This window comes from Akkermansia muciniphila ATCC BAA-835, assembly GCF_000020225.1.
Classification (GTDB): domain Bacteria; phylum Verrucomicrobiota; class Verrucomicrobiia; order Verrucomicrobiales; family Akkermansiaceae; genus Akkermansia; species Akkermansia muciniphila.
Genome location: NC_010655.1, coordinates 1,188,199 through 1,205,901, shown reverse-complemented (window position 1 = coordinate 1,205,901; position 17,703 = coordinate 1,188,199). Strand labels below are relative to the sequence as shown.

Sequence of the window (17,703 nt, the reverse complement as noted above, 5' to 3'; positions counted from 1 at the left end):
TGAATTCAGGGCCGTCCCCCTCCTGCACCGCTGCCTGAATCCCTCTGACGGCAGCTCTGAAAAAGCCTCCTAATGGACAGATGCCATCCATCCTCCGCAAAACGGATACTCCAGGGAGCAGGAATCTCTCATGGCAACATAAAATCAGATTCGAGCCGTGGCCAGGAAGACCACATGCATGACGGAAACCAGCGTTACAAAATACATATCCGCCCGCACGGACGGCACAGAGGAAAAGGGGCCGGCCATGCCGAGGCTCAAAGCGCCATGCGGACACCGGGAAATACAGTCGCGGCACAAGGTGCAGCGCCGGGAAATGCGGCAGGCCCCGCCCCCGCGCGAGATGGCGAGATCACGGCAGGCGGAGGCGCACCGCATGCACCCGGTGCATGTCTCCCTGACGCGCATGCGCCACGGGGACAGCCTGCCCAGCAAACTGGCGGCCAGCCCCATGGGGCAGAACCTGCTGCAATATTCCCGCACACCGTTTTCGGAACTTCTCTTCCAGGCAAATGGAGCCGTGAGAGCTACGGCGAACGCCGCCGCCAGGGCATACCCCAGCGGAACGCCCCACACGGACAAAAGGAGGGGAATCCCTACTGCCGCGGCAAGGGAAAACCACCTCCAGTCACAGGCTTTTTTCCCACCCGGCACCGGATGCCCCTTCCTGCGGGAAGAAGCGGCGGCCAGGCAGTCCCACACCCCGAAGTAGCACAAATGGCTGCACCAGGAACTCCCGGCCATAAGGACGGATACGCTGAACAATGCCAGCATGAAAAAACCTTCTTCCCGATAAACCGGGCCGGAAATCATCATAAACGGCACGGGAATATGGAGCTTCCCCGTCATCAACAGGGAGGGAGCCACCGTCACTCCCAGCAGAAACTGGAGAAAAAAAGCGGAGGCAAACACGGTCCACATCACCTGCCGCCTGCGCGGAGACGTCTGCGGATTCAACAAACCTTCCGCGCAATAGCCGCCCCACCAGGCCAGGAGAAGAATCGCCAGCCCATTAGCCCCCTGCCACGGCAAGATGCGCTCCCCCATCAGCAAACGGAAAGGAACCAGCGCATCCAGCAAAAACAGAAGCAATACGGAAACGGAAAATACGCGGCTGCGGGCCAGCTCCGGGACGGGCAAATTCTTTTCTCCGCGCCTCCGCCATAGAATGGCCGCCGCATGAAGCAACAGCGCGGCAGCCGGAATGGAAGTCCAGAACAGGAAAGGCCCCCCTTCCATCATCCACAGCCTGGCCAGACGCCAGGCTTCCGCCCCCCAGAAAAGCAGGGAAACCTGCAGCAGAAACGTGACGCTCCTGCGAAGCCAGCCGCGACGGGAAAATGAAAAAAACGCCAAGCCCATGCACAAAACAACGCCCGCACACATCCCGCCGCGCAAAAAATAGGCGGCCGTTATCAAAAAACAGAACAAGGAGATGAGTCCGGGGCCGGTCATGGCATCGTGGGGCCTGTCTGGTGCCCCCAACATAAGGGAAAAGACCGGTCGCGCCAGAAAAAAACGGTTCATCCGCCTGTTAAGATAGCCCCATTGCATCACGCTCCGCCGGAAACGCGAGGCAGGAAAATATTTCCGCGTCGCCGCTCCGTCCGGATTTTTCGAAACACGCGGAAGAACACCGCTCCACAGCGATGAATACTGCGGAAACACTCCGCCGGAACGGCAGACTCCATGCGCGGCCGCCGTTTGGCCGGGCATGGAGCCGTATCAGGATGTTAAATTACAATTTTTTGGTGTTCAGCTTTTTATCCACCACCATGCCGTCCGTGAGCTTCGGCTGGAACTTCATATCGCGACGAGCCTTGAATTTCAGCACAAACAGTTCGGAGGTTCCTTCCACAGGCTCTTTGTCTCCGATGTTGACGAAGGTGGGGTACAGGGCCTTGGTCCCGTTCGTATGAAGCCTGTCGTTCGTCAGGTTCTCCATGTTCTTCATGTTCTTCACCTCCACGCCCACGAATTCCAAATCCTTGGGGTCATACGGAAGAGCGAAGCTCAGGGCATTCACCAGCCGGAGGTTCCGGCCCTTCACGGACACCTTGACGGCATCTCCCCTGGAATACCTTTTCTTATCCGCACTAAGCAAAAGCGTTCCGTCCACGCGGACTTTCTTCTTTGCCTCCTCGGCGGATTTTTTCTTCTCGTCGTCCCCTCCCGCCTTATCCTCTTCCTCATCTTTCTTGTCGGCTTCTTCCTGCGGCTGGTCGGCTTCGTCTTCCAGCTGGGTGGCTACCACGGAAATATCGTAAGCGTCAATAAGGCCATTCTTGTTGATGTCCCCGTTACTGATGTAGCCTTCAAAGTCGGAATCGCCTTTCCGCAGGCCCGTATAGTTGATGTAGGAAGTCAGGTCATTCCGGTCAATCTTGCCGTCGTTGTTGATATCGCCCGGCAAATAGCTTTCCGTACCCGGAACCTTGAAAACGTAGATTTCCCTGCCGGAGCCGTAATCACCCGCGCTTTCCGTGACATGAAGCTTGATATAGCGCGCCGTGGGAGCATCCTTGAAGCCGAATATCTTCACGTCTCCATTTTTATCCCACTGGAACGTTCCTGCCTTCGTCCAGTTCTCCCGGTCCATGCCGTAATAAACAGCGCCTTTCAGCAGCGTTCCGTTGCCGCCGTCCTCGCGGGGAACGTAATGAAACTTCTCAAGCCTGTTAATCGTTTTCAGGTCCATGACCAGGTCAAACGGAACAGCCTTCGCATCATGCTTCGTGTGCCACACATCCTTTTCCTTGAAATCAAACAGCTTCGCCAGGGAGCTGCCCTGGTTTTCCACGCTCGTTTCACCTTCGATTCCCGGAATGGCGAACTCAAGCGGATTGGCTTTCGTCTTCGCGCTGACGGCCGTCCACGCGGAATGGCCGTCCCGGTTGGCGGCCCGCACCTTGAAGGAATAAGGAGTCTCGGCCTCCAAATCCTCAAACAGGAATTCCGTTCCCTTGATGGTGGTGTACAGCATTCCTCCAAACTCGATTTCATAAAAATCGGCGTTCGGGACGGCGTCCCACGTGGGCTTCAGGGTATAGGCCGCCGCATTTTCCTCCGTCACCGCAGCATTGGCGGGAGCGGTCAGGGCTCCGGAAGAAAGGCGGTACTTTTCAGCCGGTTCAAACCGGAACCCTTTCACGGAAAGCACCGTAGGGGCCGCCGTGATATCTGCTGCGGCCAGCTTCACCAGCAATTGCGGATTCCCGGCGATCACCTTTTTTTCAAAATCGCTGCCTTTCGTTGCGAACCTGTTCAGGTTGGGAGCCCGGTCATAAAAATAAACATTCTCCCTGGATTTGAAATCCTCCAGGGAATTCGCTTCCGCCAGGTTGATGCTGTTTCCCCCGATTTTGGCGGAAACCCCGGACGGCTTCTGCGTCACATTGATGCGGAATTCCGTGGCCTTCTTTTTCTGGAAGCCGTCGAAATCCCCCACCGCCGGATGAACAGTAACGGTCACGTTGTTTTTGCCGTCCACCCTGGACTCCACCAGAGTGCGGACGCCCCTGCCGGTTCTGTATTCCTCCGTCACGCCATCGTCGTCATACGTGGCAAAGGAGGTGCTGCCGTGCGGATAAAGTTCGTAAATGCGCAGATTGGGATTGATTTCCGAGACATTGTTGCTCGGGTTCGCCATAGGGATGATCGCGCCGTTTTTAACGAACACGGGCAGCTTCCACAAAGGAGCGTCAACATCATTGTAAATCTTGCCGCCCTCATACAAATCCCCGGTGAAATAATCAATCCACTGCCCTTCCGGCAGGTAAATGCCATGGCGGACGTCATTCCCCTCCTTATCCGCCCTGGTTTCCTGGTAAACGGGTGCCACCAGGAAGTAAGGGCCGTAGAGGAACTGGTACTGCGTCGCTTTCCCCAGCGTGTAGGGATTGGGATATTCCAGGAACATGGCCCGGATCATGGGCAGGCCGGAAACTGATTCCTCCGCAATGCTGTAAGCGTACGGAAGCAGTTCCGACTTGAGCTTGAGGTACCATCGGTTGATGGAGGTGTAAGGTTCCCCGAAGGCATGGGGATACTTCTCATTGGCTCCCCAGCCGTCCATGTTCAGTTCCATGGGGGTGAACGTTTTCCACTGGAAATCGCGGACGTTCACCAACGGGTTCTTTCCGCCGAAAATGCCGTCCATGTCCGAACAGATATTGGGCTGCCCGGAAAGGCCGGAGCCGATGTAGGTGGGAATATGGAAACGGATATACTCCCAGACGCCGCCCGTCTGGTCGCCCGACCAAATGCCGGCATACCGCTGGGTTCCGGCCCAGCCGTCCAGGGAAATAATGAACGGGCGGCTGTTATTCCCGTAGTAAGTCATGATCTGGGCTACGTCCGTAATACCGTTCAGACCGAAGGAATAGCCCGCGCCTACCCAGGCGACGTCCGTCTTCAGCACGCGCACTCCGGCGTCCCGCACTTCCTTCACGATATCGCGCTGGAGCAAAGCGCTGATTTCCGGCTTGGGATGCAGGTCGGACTGGGTCCACAAACCGATTTCCACGCCGTTTTTCCTGGCGTAGTCCGCCAGGCTCTTCAAATTCGCAATATTGCCGTCCAGGGTATCCGTCTGGCCGTACCCGGCTCCGTAGCCGTCGTTCGGCAGAAGCCATCCCAGCGGCATGTCATGGGCCTTGTAACGGTCCACGACGGCGCGGCCGGAAAACTGGTAATTATTCAATTCCCCGTTCAGGGATTCCTTAATGCCTCCGTTATCCTTCTGGCTTTCCTTGTACCGTTTCCCGTCCTCAAACAGGATGCCTTTTTCATCTTCCTTCCAGTAATCCCGGTTATAGGCGTTCAGGTGGCCCTGGTAAAAGGCGAACTTGGGCAGCAGAACGGGAGCGCCAGTAAGCTGGTAGAAATCCCTCAAAAGGCTGACCGGCCCGTCGCTGACCATGAAAAAGACATCCAGATAATTTTCATCATGCGAGAGGTTCACCAGATTCTCTTCCCTGGAACCGAAATCATACTGCCCTTTCTTGAAGGTATGCCACATGACGCCGTACCCGCCGGTGGACCAGTAAAAGGGAGTGGGGGAAGCCACGCCGCCATCCGTCCAGCTGTTCTGGTTTTCTATGGAAATGACCTTTCCCTTGTGGGAAAAACGGCCGTTCTGTACGCCGCCGCCGTAAAAATATTCGTCCGGCTTCGCCTTCAGGGAAAAGCTGGTTTTGCCCTTTCCAAAAAGCACGGGGGACGCCTGCTCCACCACCACGGAATGATCCTTCAGATTGATCACCTTGAAAAGAGAGGTCTTTTTATTTATCTCAATCCTGACCTTCCCCGTAGTGATGACAACCGCATCGCCCTGCTGGTCCACATCCAGCCGGGAAACCGGCCTCCGGGGACTGTCCGCCAGAATGCGGGCTTCCGGTTCCGCCTTGGGATCTCGGATAATACCGCCTCTGTCATCCCGGAAAATCCGGAAAACATTGTCTCCGTAAAAATCGAGCGTCATCCGGCGGTTGTTGTCAAGCAACACTTCCACGGCGGCAGGATTGATTTTTCTGGCGCCTTCAACGGCCTGGGCCTGTTGCTCCGAAACCGGTTCTTCCGATGCGGCAAGCGCGAAGCCCGAGAAGGAAATGGACAATCCGAAAGCCAGCAGGACGGACTTCCGGAACATGCCATGGTCTATTGAGTTTCCCATTATTGTAGTGTTTTATATTATTCAGCGGAACGGCGTTGCGGGAAGGATGCAAACGGTCGTCTCCTGAAGGGCAGCAGACCGCTTTCATTCATCATGCCGTCTAATGGCGCAGGTTATCTTGCCGCACCATACCCTTTGTCCGCAACCGTAACAAGGCCAAAGACGGCAGTAACGGCGCACGATCGCTCCACACGTTCATAAAATACCTGTTCATAAAAGGTTGCCTTTCCAGGATGACGTTATTTCTTCTCCACGGCATAAAACCGTAATATGAATCCGGCAGGCTGAAGCCATTATTGTACCCCCGGCAATACATTCCCTAGGCACCGGAAACTGCCTGCATGTGCCAATAGGAATACCGCGGACAACAGAACAGCTGAAAAAAGATGCATTCCTGTTTATTGCCGTTCGGAACAGAAGATTATTTTCTGTATTCCCGGCCCGGCTATCAATCCGGAACGAACCGTTCCGCTCCAGACAGAATGCCGCAGGCCGTCCGGCGACAGGGAGCGGGCGTCACGCCGACAACCTGAACTCGTTCGGGGAATATCCCGTATTCTTCTTGAACATGCGGCTCAGGTGATGGGGATACTTGAACCCCAGTTCATAGGCGATTTCACTAACGGATTTATTGGTGGCGCAAAGGAGCTCCTTGGCTTTGTCCACCAGCTTGATATGGATATGCTCCTGGGGAGTTTTTCCCGTCTCTTTCTTGACGAGATCACCGAAATAGTTGGCGGAGAGATGCAGTTCATCCGCGAAATACTGCACATAGGGCAGCCCCCATTCCTGAGGCTTGTCTCCCTCGAAGTAGGAATCCAGCAGACGTTCGAACTCCGTCAGCACATCCCTGTTCACATTCTCGCGGGTAATGAACTGGCGGTCGTAAAAACGCATGCAGTGGTTCAGGAGAACTTCGATGTTGGCCGTCACGATGGACTTGGTATGCCGGTCAACGCCCCGTTCCAGTTCCTCCCGGATCTCCGTCAGGCCGTTCAGGAATAAATTCCTTTCCCTCTCCGACATATGGAGGGACTCGGAAGCGTCATAGGAAAAAAAGGTATAGTCCTTCATCCTGCGTCCCAGGGAGGTGCCGCGGAGCAAATCGGGATGGAACAGGAGGGCATGGCCCTCTACCCGGAAATATTCCCCGTTGTCATCATTGCCCAGCACCTGGCCGGGAGATACGAAGACAAGAGTTCCCTCCTGGTAATCATAATAATGTCTTCCGTACCGCAGGTCTCCGCATTTCAGGTCCTTCAGGAAAACGGCATAGAACCCGTAAGCCTTGCGGGCATGCCGCAGCGGCGGGACCCTGGAAAAATCAACGACGCTGACCAGCGAGTGCAGCGTTTCCTGCCCCAAAAAGGAGTTGTAGTCCCCTACGGAATCCATGTTCAGAATAATGCCCATGCCCTTTCTCTGCTTTTGACCGGAGCATAGCAGGAAGGGAGCCGGCTATCCAGCTCATTCCGGGAACCTGTAATCATGGTAGCAAAACCTGTAATCCGTCTATCGGAAAAAATAGAAATCCTATGGTAGTTTTGCAGGCATGAAAACAATTAACGGGCAAAACATGACATGCAGGGAGCTGGGCAAAAGCGGCCTGAAGGTTTCAGCCATAGGCCTGGGCTGCATGGGAATGAGCCATGCCTACGGAGCGCCCGCAGACAAAAAGGAAATGGCGGAACTCCTTTCCCGGGCCGTGGATATGGGATATACATTCTTTGATACGGCGGAAGTGTACGGAACGCCCGGACACCCCCACGACAACGAAGAACTGCTGGGGAAAGCGCTGGCGCCCTACCGGGACAGGATCGTTATTGCGACCAAATTCGGAATCCGTTTCAGCGGCACGGCAGGCCCCGGACCATACCCGCTGATCACCGATTCCCGCCCCGGCACAATCCGCCAATCCGTGGAAAGTTCCCTTAAAAGGCTGGGAGTAGAACGCATCGGCCTGTATTACCAGCACCGCATGGATGATTCCGTACCGCCGGAGGAAGTGGCGGGCGTCATGCAGGAGTTGATCCGTGAAGGCAAAATCGCGCATTGGGTATTTCCGAAGCAACGGAGGAAGCCATACGGCGCGCACACGTAACATGTCCGGTCACCGCCATCCAGAACCGTTATTCCATGATGGCGCGCTATCATGAATCCCTTCTTCCCGTACTGGAAGAACTGGGCATCGGCTTTGTAGCGTTCTCCCCCCTGGCCAACGGCCTGCTCTCCGGCCGCTACAACCTAAATTCCACGTTTGAGCCGGGGACGGACTACCGCAGTTCCATGCCTCAGTTCAGACCGGAAAGCTTTGACGCCAACAAGGATCTCTTCCTCCTGCTCCGCAATCTGGCGGAAGAAAAACAGGCCACTCCGGCACAAATTTCCCTGGCGTGGATGCTCTGCAAAAAGCCCTGGATCGTTCCCATTCCGGGGACACGAAAGTTCTCCAGACTGAAAGAAAACGCAGAGGCAGCCCATGTAATACTATCCGCGGATGAAGTCCGGCAGATCGACGCAGCTCTCTCCTTCATGAATATGTCCGACGTGTTTGGAGGAAGCCCCATCACAGAAAAATCATCAACCCATTAATCAACAAATCACGCTTTTCCTCCCTTGCAAAAGCATGACAACTCAGTCTCCTTCATGAAATGATGAAAAAAAAACGGTTAATCCTCCCTGCCTTTTTCTTATCGATATTCACGCCTCCGGCCATGATTCAGGCGGGAGGCATCCCCCCTGTTCCAGCTGCGGAACAAGCCCCCCTGCTTATTGCAAGGCAGGGCAGTTTTGCCGTGGGCGGGAACATTCTGCAACGCCCGGGAACATATGACAACAGCCGTTTTCCCGGCTGGGGGAAAGCAGTTGAAGCCGGCCAGAGTTACCATGCCGACCACGCCGCCGTGGACTTCCAGATACCGGCCGATGCCCGCATGCTTCCTCTAATCTTCATTCATGGCTATGGACAGTCCGCCCGGTGCTGGCAGACAACACCGGACGGGAGGGCTTTAATGACATGTTCCTGCGCAAAAGATACGCCACCTACCTGGTTGACCTCCCAGGACGGGGACGGGCGGGCAGAACGACGGCGGAAACCGCCATCAGGCCACTTGCCGACGAGCAGTTCTGGTTCGACATCTTCCGGATCGGCGAATGGCCCGCATTCAACCCGGGAGTACAGTTCCCTACGGACAAGGATTCCCTGGACCAGTTTTTCCGACAAATGACACCCGATATCGGCACGCACGATATGACAAAAGAACTCGATGCCCTGAGCGCCCTCTTCAAGCGCGTGGGCAAGGGCATCCTGGTCACTCACTCCGCAGGGGGATTCCCCGGCTGGCTGACGGCCATCCGCAGCCCGGAAGTGCGCGGCATCATTTCCCTGGAACCGGGCACCTACGTCTTCCCGGAAGGGGAGGTTCCCGAAGACATGCCCAGCCTCACCGGCACGATGAAGGGAATCGCCGTTCCGCCGGAGGAATTCAACAAGCTCACCCAAATCCCCATCATCCTCTACTTCGGAGATTATATTCCTGAAAACGTCACCGATAAGCTTGGAGGGGAAAACTGGCGCGTACGTCTGCAAATGGGACGCAAATTTGTGGAGGCCGTCAACAGGCATGGCGGCCATGCTGCTCTGGTGGAACTGCCCAAAATCGGCATCCGGGGAAATACGCATTTTCTGATGTCCGATAAAAACAATAACATCATTGCCGACCATATGGCCGCCTGGCTCCGGCAGAACAAACTTGACAGGTGACAGGCACACTCCCCCGCACATTTACTTTCTGCGTCCGCCATCTGTAATCATGGTAGCAAAACCTGTAATCCGTCTATCGACGGGAAGAGAGCCTTTCATGATAGAATGGGAACTGTTTGAGGAAGCAAAGTACATGCCATGAAAACAAACGCCATTATTTCAATAGCCCTTTCCCTGATTTCCTTCAACCACCAGTTAAATGCGCAGCAAATGAACACAAATGATTCTCCGGTCGTTTCAACAGCCCCAGCCCGCCAAACCCCATTTACGGAAGCAAAAAGCATTAAAAGCCACAACGCCAATCCCTGGGGGCTGGTTTACCGGGGAGCCGTCACGGAAAACATGGAAGGCCGCGTCAACATCCATCCAATCACCTATACGCTGAACGGACTGCAAATTGCCGCCCATGTTTATACGCCCGCCGGATATGATGCCTCGAAAAAATACCCCGCCCTTGTCGTGGCGCATCCCAACGGCGGCGTGAAGGAGCAGGTGGCCGGACTTTACAGCCAGCGCATGGCGGAACAGGGCTACATCTGCCTGGCATTTGACGCGGCCTACCAGGGGGCCAGCGGAGGGGCTCCCCGCAATACGGACAAACCCGCCAACCGCATGGAAGACATCCGCCGCGCCGCGGACATCCTGCTGCAATATCCCGGAGCGGACGCCTCTCGTCTGGGCATCCTGGGCATTTGCGGCGGAGGAGGCTACACCCTGAAAACCGCACAGACGGACAAGCGTTTCAAGGCAGTCGCCACGCTCAGCATGTTCAACACCGGCCTGGTCCGGCGCAACGGGTTTCTCGACTCGCAGATCAACAGCGTGCAGGAACGCCTTGCCGACGCCTGCGCCGCCCGCCAGCGCGAAGCGGAAGGCGGTCAGCCGGAATACGTGGGAGACATGAAAGGAGTAACGCCGGAACAGGCGGCCCAACTGCCCTTTGACCTCTACCGGGACGGCTACGACTATTATCTGCAAAGCCACGCCCACCCCAATTCCACCTTCCGCTATACCAAAAGCAGCCTGATGGACCTCTTTGCCTTTGACGCGAGCGAAGGTATGCACCTGATTAACCAGCCCCTGCTGATGATGGCGGGCAGCAGAGCCGACACCTTCTACATGACGGAACAATGCTACAGCCGCGCCACGGGAACCCTCAACAAGGAATTGTTCCTCATTCCGGGCGCCACGCATATCAAGACCTACTACGTGCCGGAATACGTGGATCAGGCTGTCGGAAAGCTGGCGGAATTCTTCGGGAAAAACCTGTAAAACTGCTCTCCCAGGTTCATGAAACTTTTATCGTCTGTCCTGTTCTGCCTGATGTCGTGCGTGCTGGCTCTGGCGGCAAATTCCGCCCTTTCCAGCCAGGAATTGACCTCCAGGCAGAAACACATCATCACCATTGCCGCCTATACCGGCAGAGGGGATTTGCATCAGCTGCAGCCGGCCCTGAATGCCGCCTTGGACAGTGGATTGACGATAAATGAAATCCGGGAAGTTTTAGTGCATTCCTACGCCTATTGCGGGTTTCCGCGAAGCCTGAGGGGGTTGCAGGCATTCATCTCCGTGCTGGATAAAAGAAAGTCCCGAGGCATAGCCGATGCCCCGGGACAAGATGCCTGCCCCACAAAGGACAAGCGCAGCCGCTACGATCGCGGGTGCGCCATTCTTGCGGAAATCTCCGGCATTCCCGTCAATGCGCCGAAAGTTGCCTATGCCGAATTTGCCCCGGTCATGGAACGTTTCCTGAAAGAACACCTTTTTGCAGATATTTTTGAACGGGACGTTCTGACCTATGATGAACGCGAATTGGCTACCGTATCCATCCTCGCGGCCATAGGCGGTGTGGAACCAATGGCCCGCTCTCACATGGGCATCTGCCTGAATCTGGGCATAACACCCGCACAGCTGCACCAGCTGCTTGACATCGTGTCCAGGAACATCGGCCCCGGGGAAGCAGACGCAGTCCGGAAAGAGCTGAACACGCTGTTGCAGGCAAAAGGGCTGCCTGTTGTCCGCAGAACCGGACAAGATGCGGGAAAACCGCTGGTTGTTTATTTCTCCGCAACGGGCAATACCAAAGCGGTGGCGGAACAAATTGCGAAACTGACCGGAGCGGATCTCTACCGGATTGAAGCCGCCGAGGCCTACAATGCCGACCCTTACCGCGACAGCGACCGTGTCAAAAAAGAAGCTTATGAAAACCTGCGCCCAAAGGTCGCTAACTTGCCTGAAGCCTCCCTGATGGCGAAATATGATACTATCTTCGTCGGCTCTCCAATCTGGTGGCATCAGCCTGCCATGGTGATTTGCACCTTTTTAGAGGCATTTGACCTGAAAGGGAAAACGCTCATTCCCTTCTTTACTTATGACGCGACTACTTATTTAAACGAATCCATGCAACAAATTTACAGGCTTACGCCCCATTCCCGGCACATTCCGTCAACTCTTCCAGAAGACCTTGACCCAGGAGATATTACAACTCCCGGACGTGCCGATGATGAGGGAATTGACATGCCGGGCAATGCCGCAGGCGTCAAAACATGGCTGAAAAGAATCGGCATGCTGCCATGACTTTTGCCTGGGTTCTTTCATCCCCCCTCAGTTTTTCAATCCATATGACCCATTTTGCAATACCATCACCTATGGCCGTTTTTGCATTGCCCTTTTTGCGGGAGGGCCATACCGTCCAGCTAGAGAAACATAACATATGGCTAGGAATAAAAACCGGTCATTTCAACTAATTTCATAGCCCATGGAACAACGTCTATCCAAAAAAGTCATGATATTGACGGGAGCCGGGCAAATCGGCATGGCCATTGCCCGCAGAATAGGAAGCGGCATGAAAATCGTCATTGGCGACAAAAATATCGGGAACGCGCATGCCATTGCCCGGACGATGAATCAGGCCGGATTTGACACCATCCCCTTAGAGATGGATCTCTCTTCCCGGTACTCCATCCTGCATTTGATTGCAGAAGCACAGAGGTACGGCAATATTTCCATGCTCGTCAATGCAGCGGGGGTTTCCCCCAGCCAGGCATCCGTTGAAACCATTCTTAAAGTGGATCTCTACGGAACCGCCGTATTGCTGGAAGAGGTGGGGAAAGTTATTTGCCCCGGCGGCTCGGGAGTAACTATCTCCAGCCAATCCGATCACCGCATGCCCGCTCTGACTGCCGAACAGGACGAACAACTGGCCATGACTCCAACAGAGGAATTGCTGAACCTCGAACTCCTCCAACCCGGAAATATCAAGGACACTCTGCATGCCTACCAGATGGCGAAACGCTGCAACGTCAAGCGTGTCATGGCGGAAGCCGTCAAATGGGGTGCCAAAGGCGCACGCATCAACTCCATTTCCCCGGGCATTATAGTCACCCCTCTGGCAATCGATGAATTCAACGGTCCCAGAGGTGATTTTTACAGAAACATGTTTGCGAAGTGCCCTGCAGGAAGACCCGGTACGGCGGATGAAATAGCCCATGTAGCGGAATTGCTGATGGGCGGCAAGGGGGCTTTCATCACCGGCGCGGACTTCCTGATTGACGGGGGAGCCACCGCCTCCTATTTCTACGGTCCGTTGAAACCGCAGATTCAAAAGAGAAAACCTCTCAGACAATCGAAAACGGCAGGCAAAGCACAAAATGAAGCTTACTGAAATCAACGCAGCATCAAAAGGGAAACACCGTAGATCATCCCAACAAAACAACATGAAAAAAACGACCAGCCACATTGATGGCGACGTTTCTCATGTTACCCATTTATAATAAGGACCAAAACGGATAACGGACCTCTGACCCTGACCGCACGGCTGTTCCGTCATCTTGGCATCCAGCCATGCAATATCCCCCCCCGCGAAGTTATGATGGACTCCAAATTCCGGTCACCGAAATTAAATATACGTTCCACATCCTGCACATCCCCATCCCGGGCATTTTCCTGAATCATTAGGCGGATTTCCTCTTCCGTCACTCTGTCAGTCGTATTCCTGACTCCCAGCAAATTGCATGCGAAAACTGTGCTTTTGGAAAGCACCCATACAAAGGGAGCTGCGGCACAAGAAAAGGCTTTCATCGGCACAGCCGCCAGTTTGGAAATTACTTCCGGAGCACACATTCCAACCCTCTTGGGCGCCAGTTCCCCGAATACAAAAACTCCCAGAAACAACAGACTCCCAATACTCGCCGGATGCTTTTCCATCCGTAACGAAAAAACCCTGCAAGCAATGAACTTGCAGGGTTTTCAAATGGTTACGGGAGCAGGATTTGAACCTGCGACCTTCAGGTTATGAGCCTGACGAGCTACCTGGCTGCTCCATCCCGCGATTTAGAGAGCATCTGTAGAGGAGTGCGCAACTGTTATAAGGCATTTCCGCAGCATGTCAAGTACTTTCAAATAATTTTTTTATACCCGCAATTGTATGACAAAGACGTTCAAACGTATTCCGAAGACGACGGAAAGCGATAAACGGAAACGGCCGCTCCCCGATTGATTGGCTCACAACAGGTAGGAGAGCCGCCCAGGTCCGGCATATGGAAACGGAAAAGGAAAAGCGCCTTTCCCCGCACGCGAAAAAAAGAAAGGATTCCTCGACAAGCATTGTCAAATCTGTATATCTTGAAAGGTGCGGACGGGGTCCGCGCATTAACATCAACTAGAAAGAGGTACGACAATGCAAAAGGTAAACGTAAACACACCCATTACGATCACGGGGCGCCACGTGGAAGTCACAGACGCGATTCGGGAATTCGTAACGAAAAAAATTGAGGGGATCCGCCTGGATTTCCCGCGCATTATGGAGGTTAAAGTACTGCTTGATGTGCAACGCGACCGCAAGATTTCCCAGGTAATCCTGTTCTGCTCGGATCATATCACCATTGACGCGTCCACGGAAGGGACGGACATGTACGCCTGCATTGATGAGACGATCACCAAAATCATGCGCCGCATGCGCAAGCACAAAACGCGCCTGATGAAGAATTTCCGTCCCCATCACCAGGAAACCATCCGCAAGCTGGATGAAACGGTATATGACGATTCCGTGCTGGATTACCCAGGAGATTCCCCGGAAGACCCGGAACCCCTGCTCATTCACAGAGAAAGCTACAATCTCAAAAAGCTTTACAAGGAAGAAGCCATCATGGAACTGGAACTTTCCGATAAGCCATTCGTACTCTACAGGAATGCGCGGCGAGACGTGCTCCAGATCGTGTATCGGAGGCCGGACGGGGACTACTCCATCATTGAGCTTGGGAGCAGCCTGTAAGCGCAAAAAACGGTTTTGAAACAATCCGTTTTCCATAACGCATCAAAAAGAGCAGGACTTCAGAAACCGGGGGTCCTGCTCTTTTCTGTAATGCCGTGACATGGAACAAGAAAATCTCTTGATTTCTACTTGCCACCATTTACATTGGTGCCAGCAAACCTCCGTGGATGCGGAGGTTCCAGTAGTTAACAAACACTGTATTTAATTCGAATTATGAAGAACATCGCTATCCTCGCCATCGCCGGCGCCGCTTGCCTGGTCGCTTCTTGCTCCCAGCAGCAGCAGCAACAGCAAACCACCGCTCCTGCTCCCGCTCCGGTTGTGCAGGCCAAGGGCAAGTAAGTTTGCAGCGGGGTTTTGCCCTGCAACACTAGCAAATTATCCAATTAATCCGCACTCGGTGTACGCACTGAGTGCGTTTTTATTTGCCCTGAGTCCGGATTCCCTCCGCCATTTGCCGATTCGCCGGGATTTTCCTTAAAAACGGCGGATACCGCAAACCGCCGCGGTGCAGCACCGTGTGCCGATTCCTGCCGGATCAGGCTTCCCCTTTATTCAGCGGCCGCCTTCGCCTCATTCTGCTGATCGGACTGGAATATCCGCTGAACCAGCATGGGGCGTTTCCTGGCCCACCCGGGCCAGACCAGGTGATGTTCCATGCCGTAGGAATGGCCCTCCGGAAAGGCCTTGGAAACAAATGGTTCCCGCCAGTCCTCCTCCCATTTGCCGCCTTCCCGGTCCTTCTGGGTCAGCGTCACCAGATGCCCGCAGTTCTTCCAGGCATCCAGAACAATGGAGCCCTGCAATCCCTTCCCCGCGGCATTGACATACACGCAACTGTGCTCCCTGCCCGTTCCACGGTCTCGAATCGTCAGCCCTATGCGGAAATACTTCACGGGGCGGCGGCGCAGGTCCCGGTACAAATCCTGCTGGACCTGCCAGCACAGCCCCCTGTCGCGCAGGTTGGAATTGACCAGAATATTGTTCAGCCAGCCAAACAGCACAGTCCTGTTGTCCCGGGCAATCGCGGCGGACTGGACCACGGCCGTGTCCGCCAGCCACCTGGCCTCCGCTCCGGCAGCGGGAAGAGCGGCCTGATCCGGCGGCAGCAGCGCCAGGAAGGCATTAGCCAGCCCGGACATTTGCTGCTGCACGTAAGGTTTTTGTATATAATCCTCCGCCGGAGGAGTACAGCAGGAACTCCATCCGCACAAAAGGGCGGCAGCAAGCAAAAGCCTGAATGTCTGCGTGGTCGGCATGGCGCGCCAAGGCTAGCAGACTACGCGTAAAAATCCAGTAAAGCTTTCAAAAATGCCTGCCTCCGCCCTGACGGCTCTTGCCTTCCCCTTTCCATCCCGGTAGAATACATCCTCTCTTCACCATGCTGACGATCAAAAATCTCACAAAATCCCACGCCGGACGGACCTTGTTCAGGGAAACGGAAATGACCATTAACTGGGGGGAACGGGTGGCTCTGGTTGGCCCCAACGGAGCAGGCAAATCCACCCTGTTCCGCATGATTCTGGGAGAAGACACGCCGGACGAAGGCTCCATCAGCATGGATGAATACGCCATCGTGGGCTATCTTCCCCAGGAAGCCAGCGAACCGAAGGATGAAACCGTCCTGGAAATCGCCCTGGGCATCACGCCGGAAATGGAACAGGCCATCCACACCATCCGGACGGCGGAAAACGCCAACAAAACGGATACGCCGGAATACGCGGAAGCCATTGACACCTTCAACGCCGCCAACGGTTACCAGCTGGAGCCCAAAGCCAAGAAAATTCTCAAAGGGCTGGCCTTTCGGGAAAGCGACTTCCACCGCCCCGCCCGGGAAATGTCCGGCGGCTGGATTATGCGCGCGTACCTGGCCAAGCTCCTTGTCCTGGAGCCGGACCTCCTGATGCTGGACGAACCTACTAACCACCTGGACCTCCTGTCCCTGCTGTGGCTCCAGCGATACCTGAAAAACTACCCCGGAGCCATCCTGATGATTTCCCACGACCGGGATTTCATGGATGAGCTGGTGGAAAGCGTGTACGACATCGACAACGAAGAACTGGTGGAATACCGCGGCAATTACTCGGACTTCCTCCAACAAAAGGACGTGCGCTTCGAGCAGCTTCAGGCGGCCTACCGCAACCAGCAGAAGGAAATAGCGCACATTCAGGAATTTATTGACCGTTTCCGCTCCATCAATTCCAAAGCCGGGCAAGTCCAGAGCCGCATCAAGCAGCTGGAAAAGATGAAAATCATTCAAAAACCGGTAGCCTGCAGGAAAGTATTTAAATTCAACTTCCCCCAGCCTCCGCGCAGCACCCAGAAAGTCATTGAGCTGGAAAAAGTCTGCCAATCCTATGGCGACCGCAGGGTTTATGAAAATTTGGACCTGCTGGTGGAACGCGGGGAGCGCACTGTTCTTGTAGGCCCGAACGGCGCGGGCAAATCCACTCTTCTCAAAATCCTGGCGGGCATCATCCCCATTGACTCCGGACAACGCACTCCCGGTACCACGACGCGCATCGGCTACTTCTCCCAGGCGCGAACGGAAAACCTGAACCCGGAAAATACCGTGCTGGAGGAAATCATGAAATGCAGCGCTGAAATCCGGGAGGAAGAAGCGCGTTCCATCCTGGGTTCCTTCCTGTTCCGGAGGCTGGATGTGGAAAAACGCGTCAGCGTTCTTTCCGGCGGGGAAAAATCGCGGCTCAGCCTGGTCAAATTCCTGGTGGATCCGCCCAACCTCCTGCTGATGGACGAGCCGACCACCCACCTGGACCTTTTGTCCGTAGAAGCCCTGGTGCAGGCTCTGAAGCATTATGAAGGAACACTGGTCTTCATCTCCCACGATGTGCACTTCATCCGTTCCCTGGCACAAAAAACCCTGCATGTGAACCGGGGGACCATCACCGCCTACGCAGGCGGATATGACTACTATCTGGAAAAGTCAGGCATTCTGGACGATGAAAAAGGCGGCATCACGGCGGAATAAGG

At 54.9% G+C, this 17,703-nt stretch carries 11 protein-coding genes, 1 tRNA gene and 3 pseudogenes; 9 read left to right on the top strand and 6 right to left on the bottom strand.

All coding sequences use genetic code 11. The features are described 5' to 3' along the window. Positions 1–144: 144 nt before the first annotated feature. From AMUC_RS12775 to AMUC_RS05405, 3 genes are all read right to left on the bottom strand, one after another. Positions 145–1,356 (bottom strand): 4Fe-4S binding protein, encoded by a 1,212-nt coding sequence (locus AMUC_RS12775; RefSeq protein ID WP_167525141.1) that lies wholly within the window; start codon positions 1,354–1,356, stop codon positions 145–147. A 382-nt stretch (positions 1,357–1,738) separates the two neighbouring features. After that, positions 1,739–5,674 carry a TIM-barrel domain-containing protein gene (locus tag AMUC_RS05410; protein WP_012420049.1) on the bottom strand — a complete coding sequence of 1,312 codons (3,936 nt, stop codon included), beginning with the start codon at positions 5,672–5,674 and terminating at the stop codon, positions 1,739–1,741. 516 nt (positions 5,675–6,190) lie between these two features. Next, positions 6,191–7,087, bottom strand: coding sequence for a helix-turn-helix domain-containing protein (locus AMUC_RS05405; RefSeq protein WP_012420048.1), 897 nt, complete (start codon positions 7,085–7,087; stop codon positions 6,191–6,193). 163 nt (positions 7,088–7,250) lie between these two features. Between AMUC_RS05405 and AMUC_RS13115 the strand changes: the two are divergent. The 6 genes and pseudogenes from AMUC_RS13115 (at position 7,251) to AMUC_RS05375 (ending at position 13,101) form a co-directional block, all read left to right on the top strand. Beyond that, positions 7,251–8,266 (top strand): annotated as a pseudogene (locus AMUC_RS13115) (aldo/keto reductase). 385 nt (positions 8,267–8,651) lie between these two features. Next, positions 8,652–9,437 carry an alpha/beta hydrolase gene (locus AMUC_RS05395; RefSeq protein ID WP_208012749.1) on the top strand — a complete coding sequence of 262 codons (786 nt, stop codon included), beginning with the start codon at positions 8,652–8,654 and terminating at the stop codon, positions 9,435–9,437. A gap of 138 nt (positions 9,438–9,575) precedes the next feature. Then, positions 9,576–10,709, top strand: a complete 1,134-nt coding sequence (locus AMUC_RS05390) for an alpha/beta hydrolase (RefSeq protein ID WP_012420045.1) — start codon at positions 9,576–9,578, stop codon at positions 10,707–10,709. An 18-nt stretch (positions 10,710–10,727) separates the two neighbouring features. Then, positions 10,728–11,363, top strand: a pseudogene (locus tag AMUC_RS13110) (carboxymuconolactone decarboxylase family protein); the annotation flags it as partial. A gap of 114 nt (positions 11,364–11,477) precedes the next feature. Then, positions 11,478–12,014 (top strand): annotated as a pseudogene (locus tag AMUC_RS13105) (flavodoxin); the annotation flags it as partial. A 181-nt stretch (positions 12,015–12,195) separates the two neighbouring features. After that, positions 12,196–13,101, top strand: a complete 906-nt coding sequence (locus AMUC_RS05375) for an SDR family oxidoreductase (protein ID WP_012420043.1) — start codon at positions 12,196–12,198, stop codon at positions 13,099–13,101. A 161-nt stretch (positions 13,102–13,262) separates the two neighbouring features. Here AMUC_RS05375 and AMUC_RS13170 read toward each other — a convergent pair whose 3' ends face one another. Both AMUC_RS13170 and AMUC_RS05365 read right to left on the bottom strand, forming a co-directional pair. After that, positions 13,263–13,643 (bottom strand): CNNM domain-containing protein, encoded by a 381-nt coding sequence (locus tag AMUC_RS13170; RefSeq protein ID WP_081429127.1) that lies wholly within the window; start codon positions 13,641–13,643, stop codon positions 13,263–13,265. Positions 13,644–13,690: 47 nt separating this feature from the next. Further along, positions 13,691–13,767: transfer RNA gene (locus AMUC_RS05365), tRNA-Met, on the bottom strand. 348 nt (positions 13,768–14,115) lie between these two features. On the opposite strand from AMUC_RS05365, the gene hpf reads away from it, so the two are divergent. Together hpf and AMUC_RS13035 are read left to right on the top strand one after the other, a co-directional pair. Then, on the top strand, positions 14,116–14,709 hold the full coding sequence (gene hpf / locus AMUC_RS05360) for a ribosome hibernation-promoting factor, HPF/YfiA family (RefSeq protein ID WP_012420042.1): 594 nt from the start codon (positions 14,116–14,118) through the stop codon (positions 14,707–14,709). 213 nt (positions 14,710–14,922) lie between these two features. Next, positions 14,923–15,051, top strand: coding sequence for a hypothetical protein (locus AMUC_RS13035; protein ID WP_012420041.1), 129 nt, complete (start codon positions 14,923–14,925; stop codon positions 15,049–15,051). 209 nt (positions 15,052–15,260) lie between these two features. Here AMUC_RS13035 and AMUC_RS05355 read toward each other — a convergent pair whose 3' ends face one another. Further along, complete coding sequence (locus tag AMUC_RS05355) at positions 15,261–15,968, bottom strand: hypothetical protein (protein WP_012420040.1); 708 nt, start codon at positions 15,966–15,968, stop codon at positions 15,261–15,263. Positions 15,969–16,090: 122 nt separating this feature from the next. Between AMUC_RS05355 and AMUC_RS05350 the strand changes: the two genes are divergently transcribed. After that, a complete protein-coding gene (locus tag AMUC_RS05350) occupies positions 16,091–17,701 on the top strand; it encodes an ABC-F family ATP-binding cassette domain-containing protein (RefSeq protein WP_012420039.1) in 1,611 nt (536 codons plus the stop codon). The last annotated feature ends 2 nt before the right edge of the window (positions 17,702–17,703 follow it).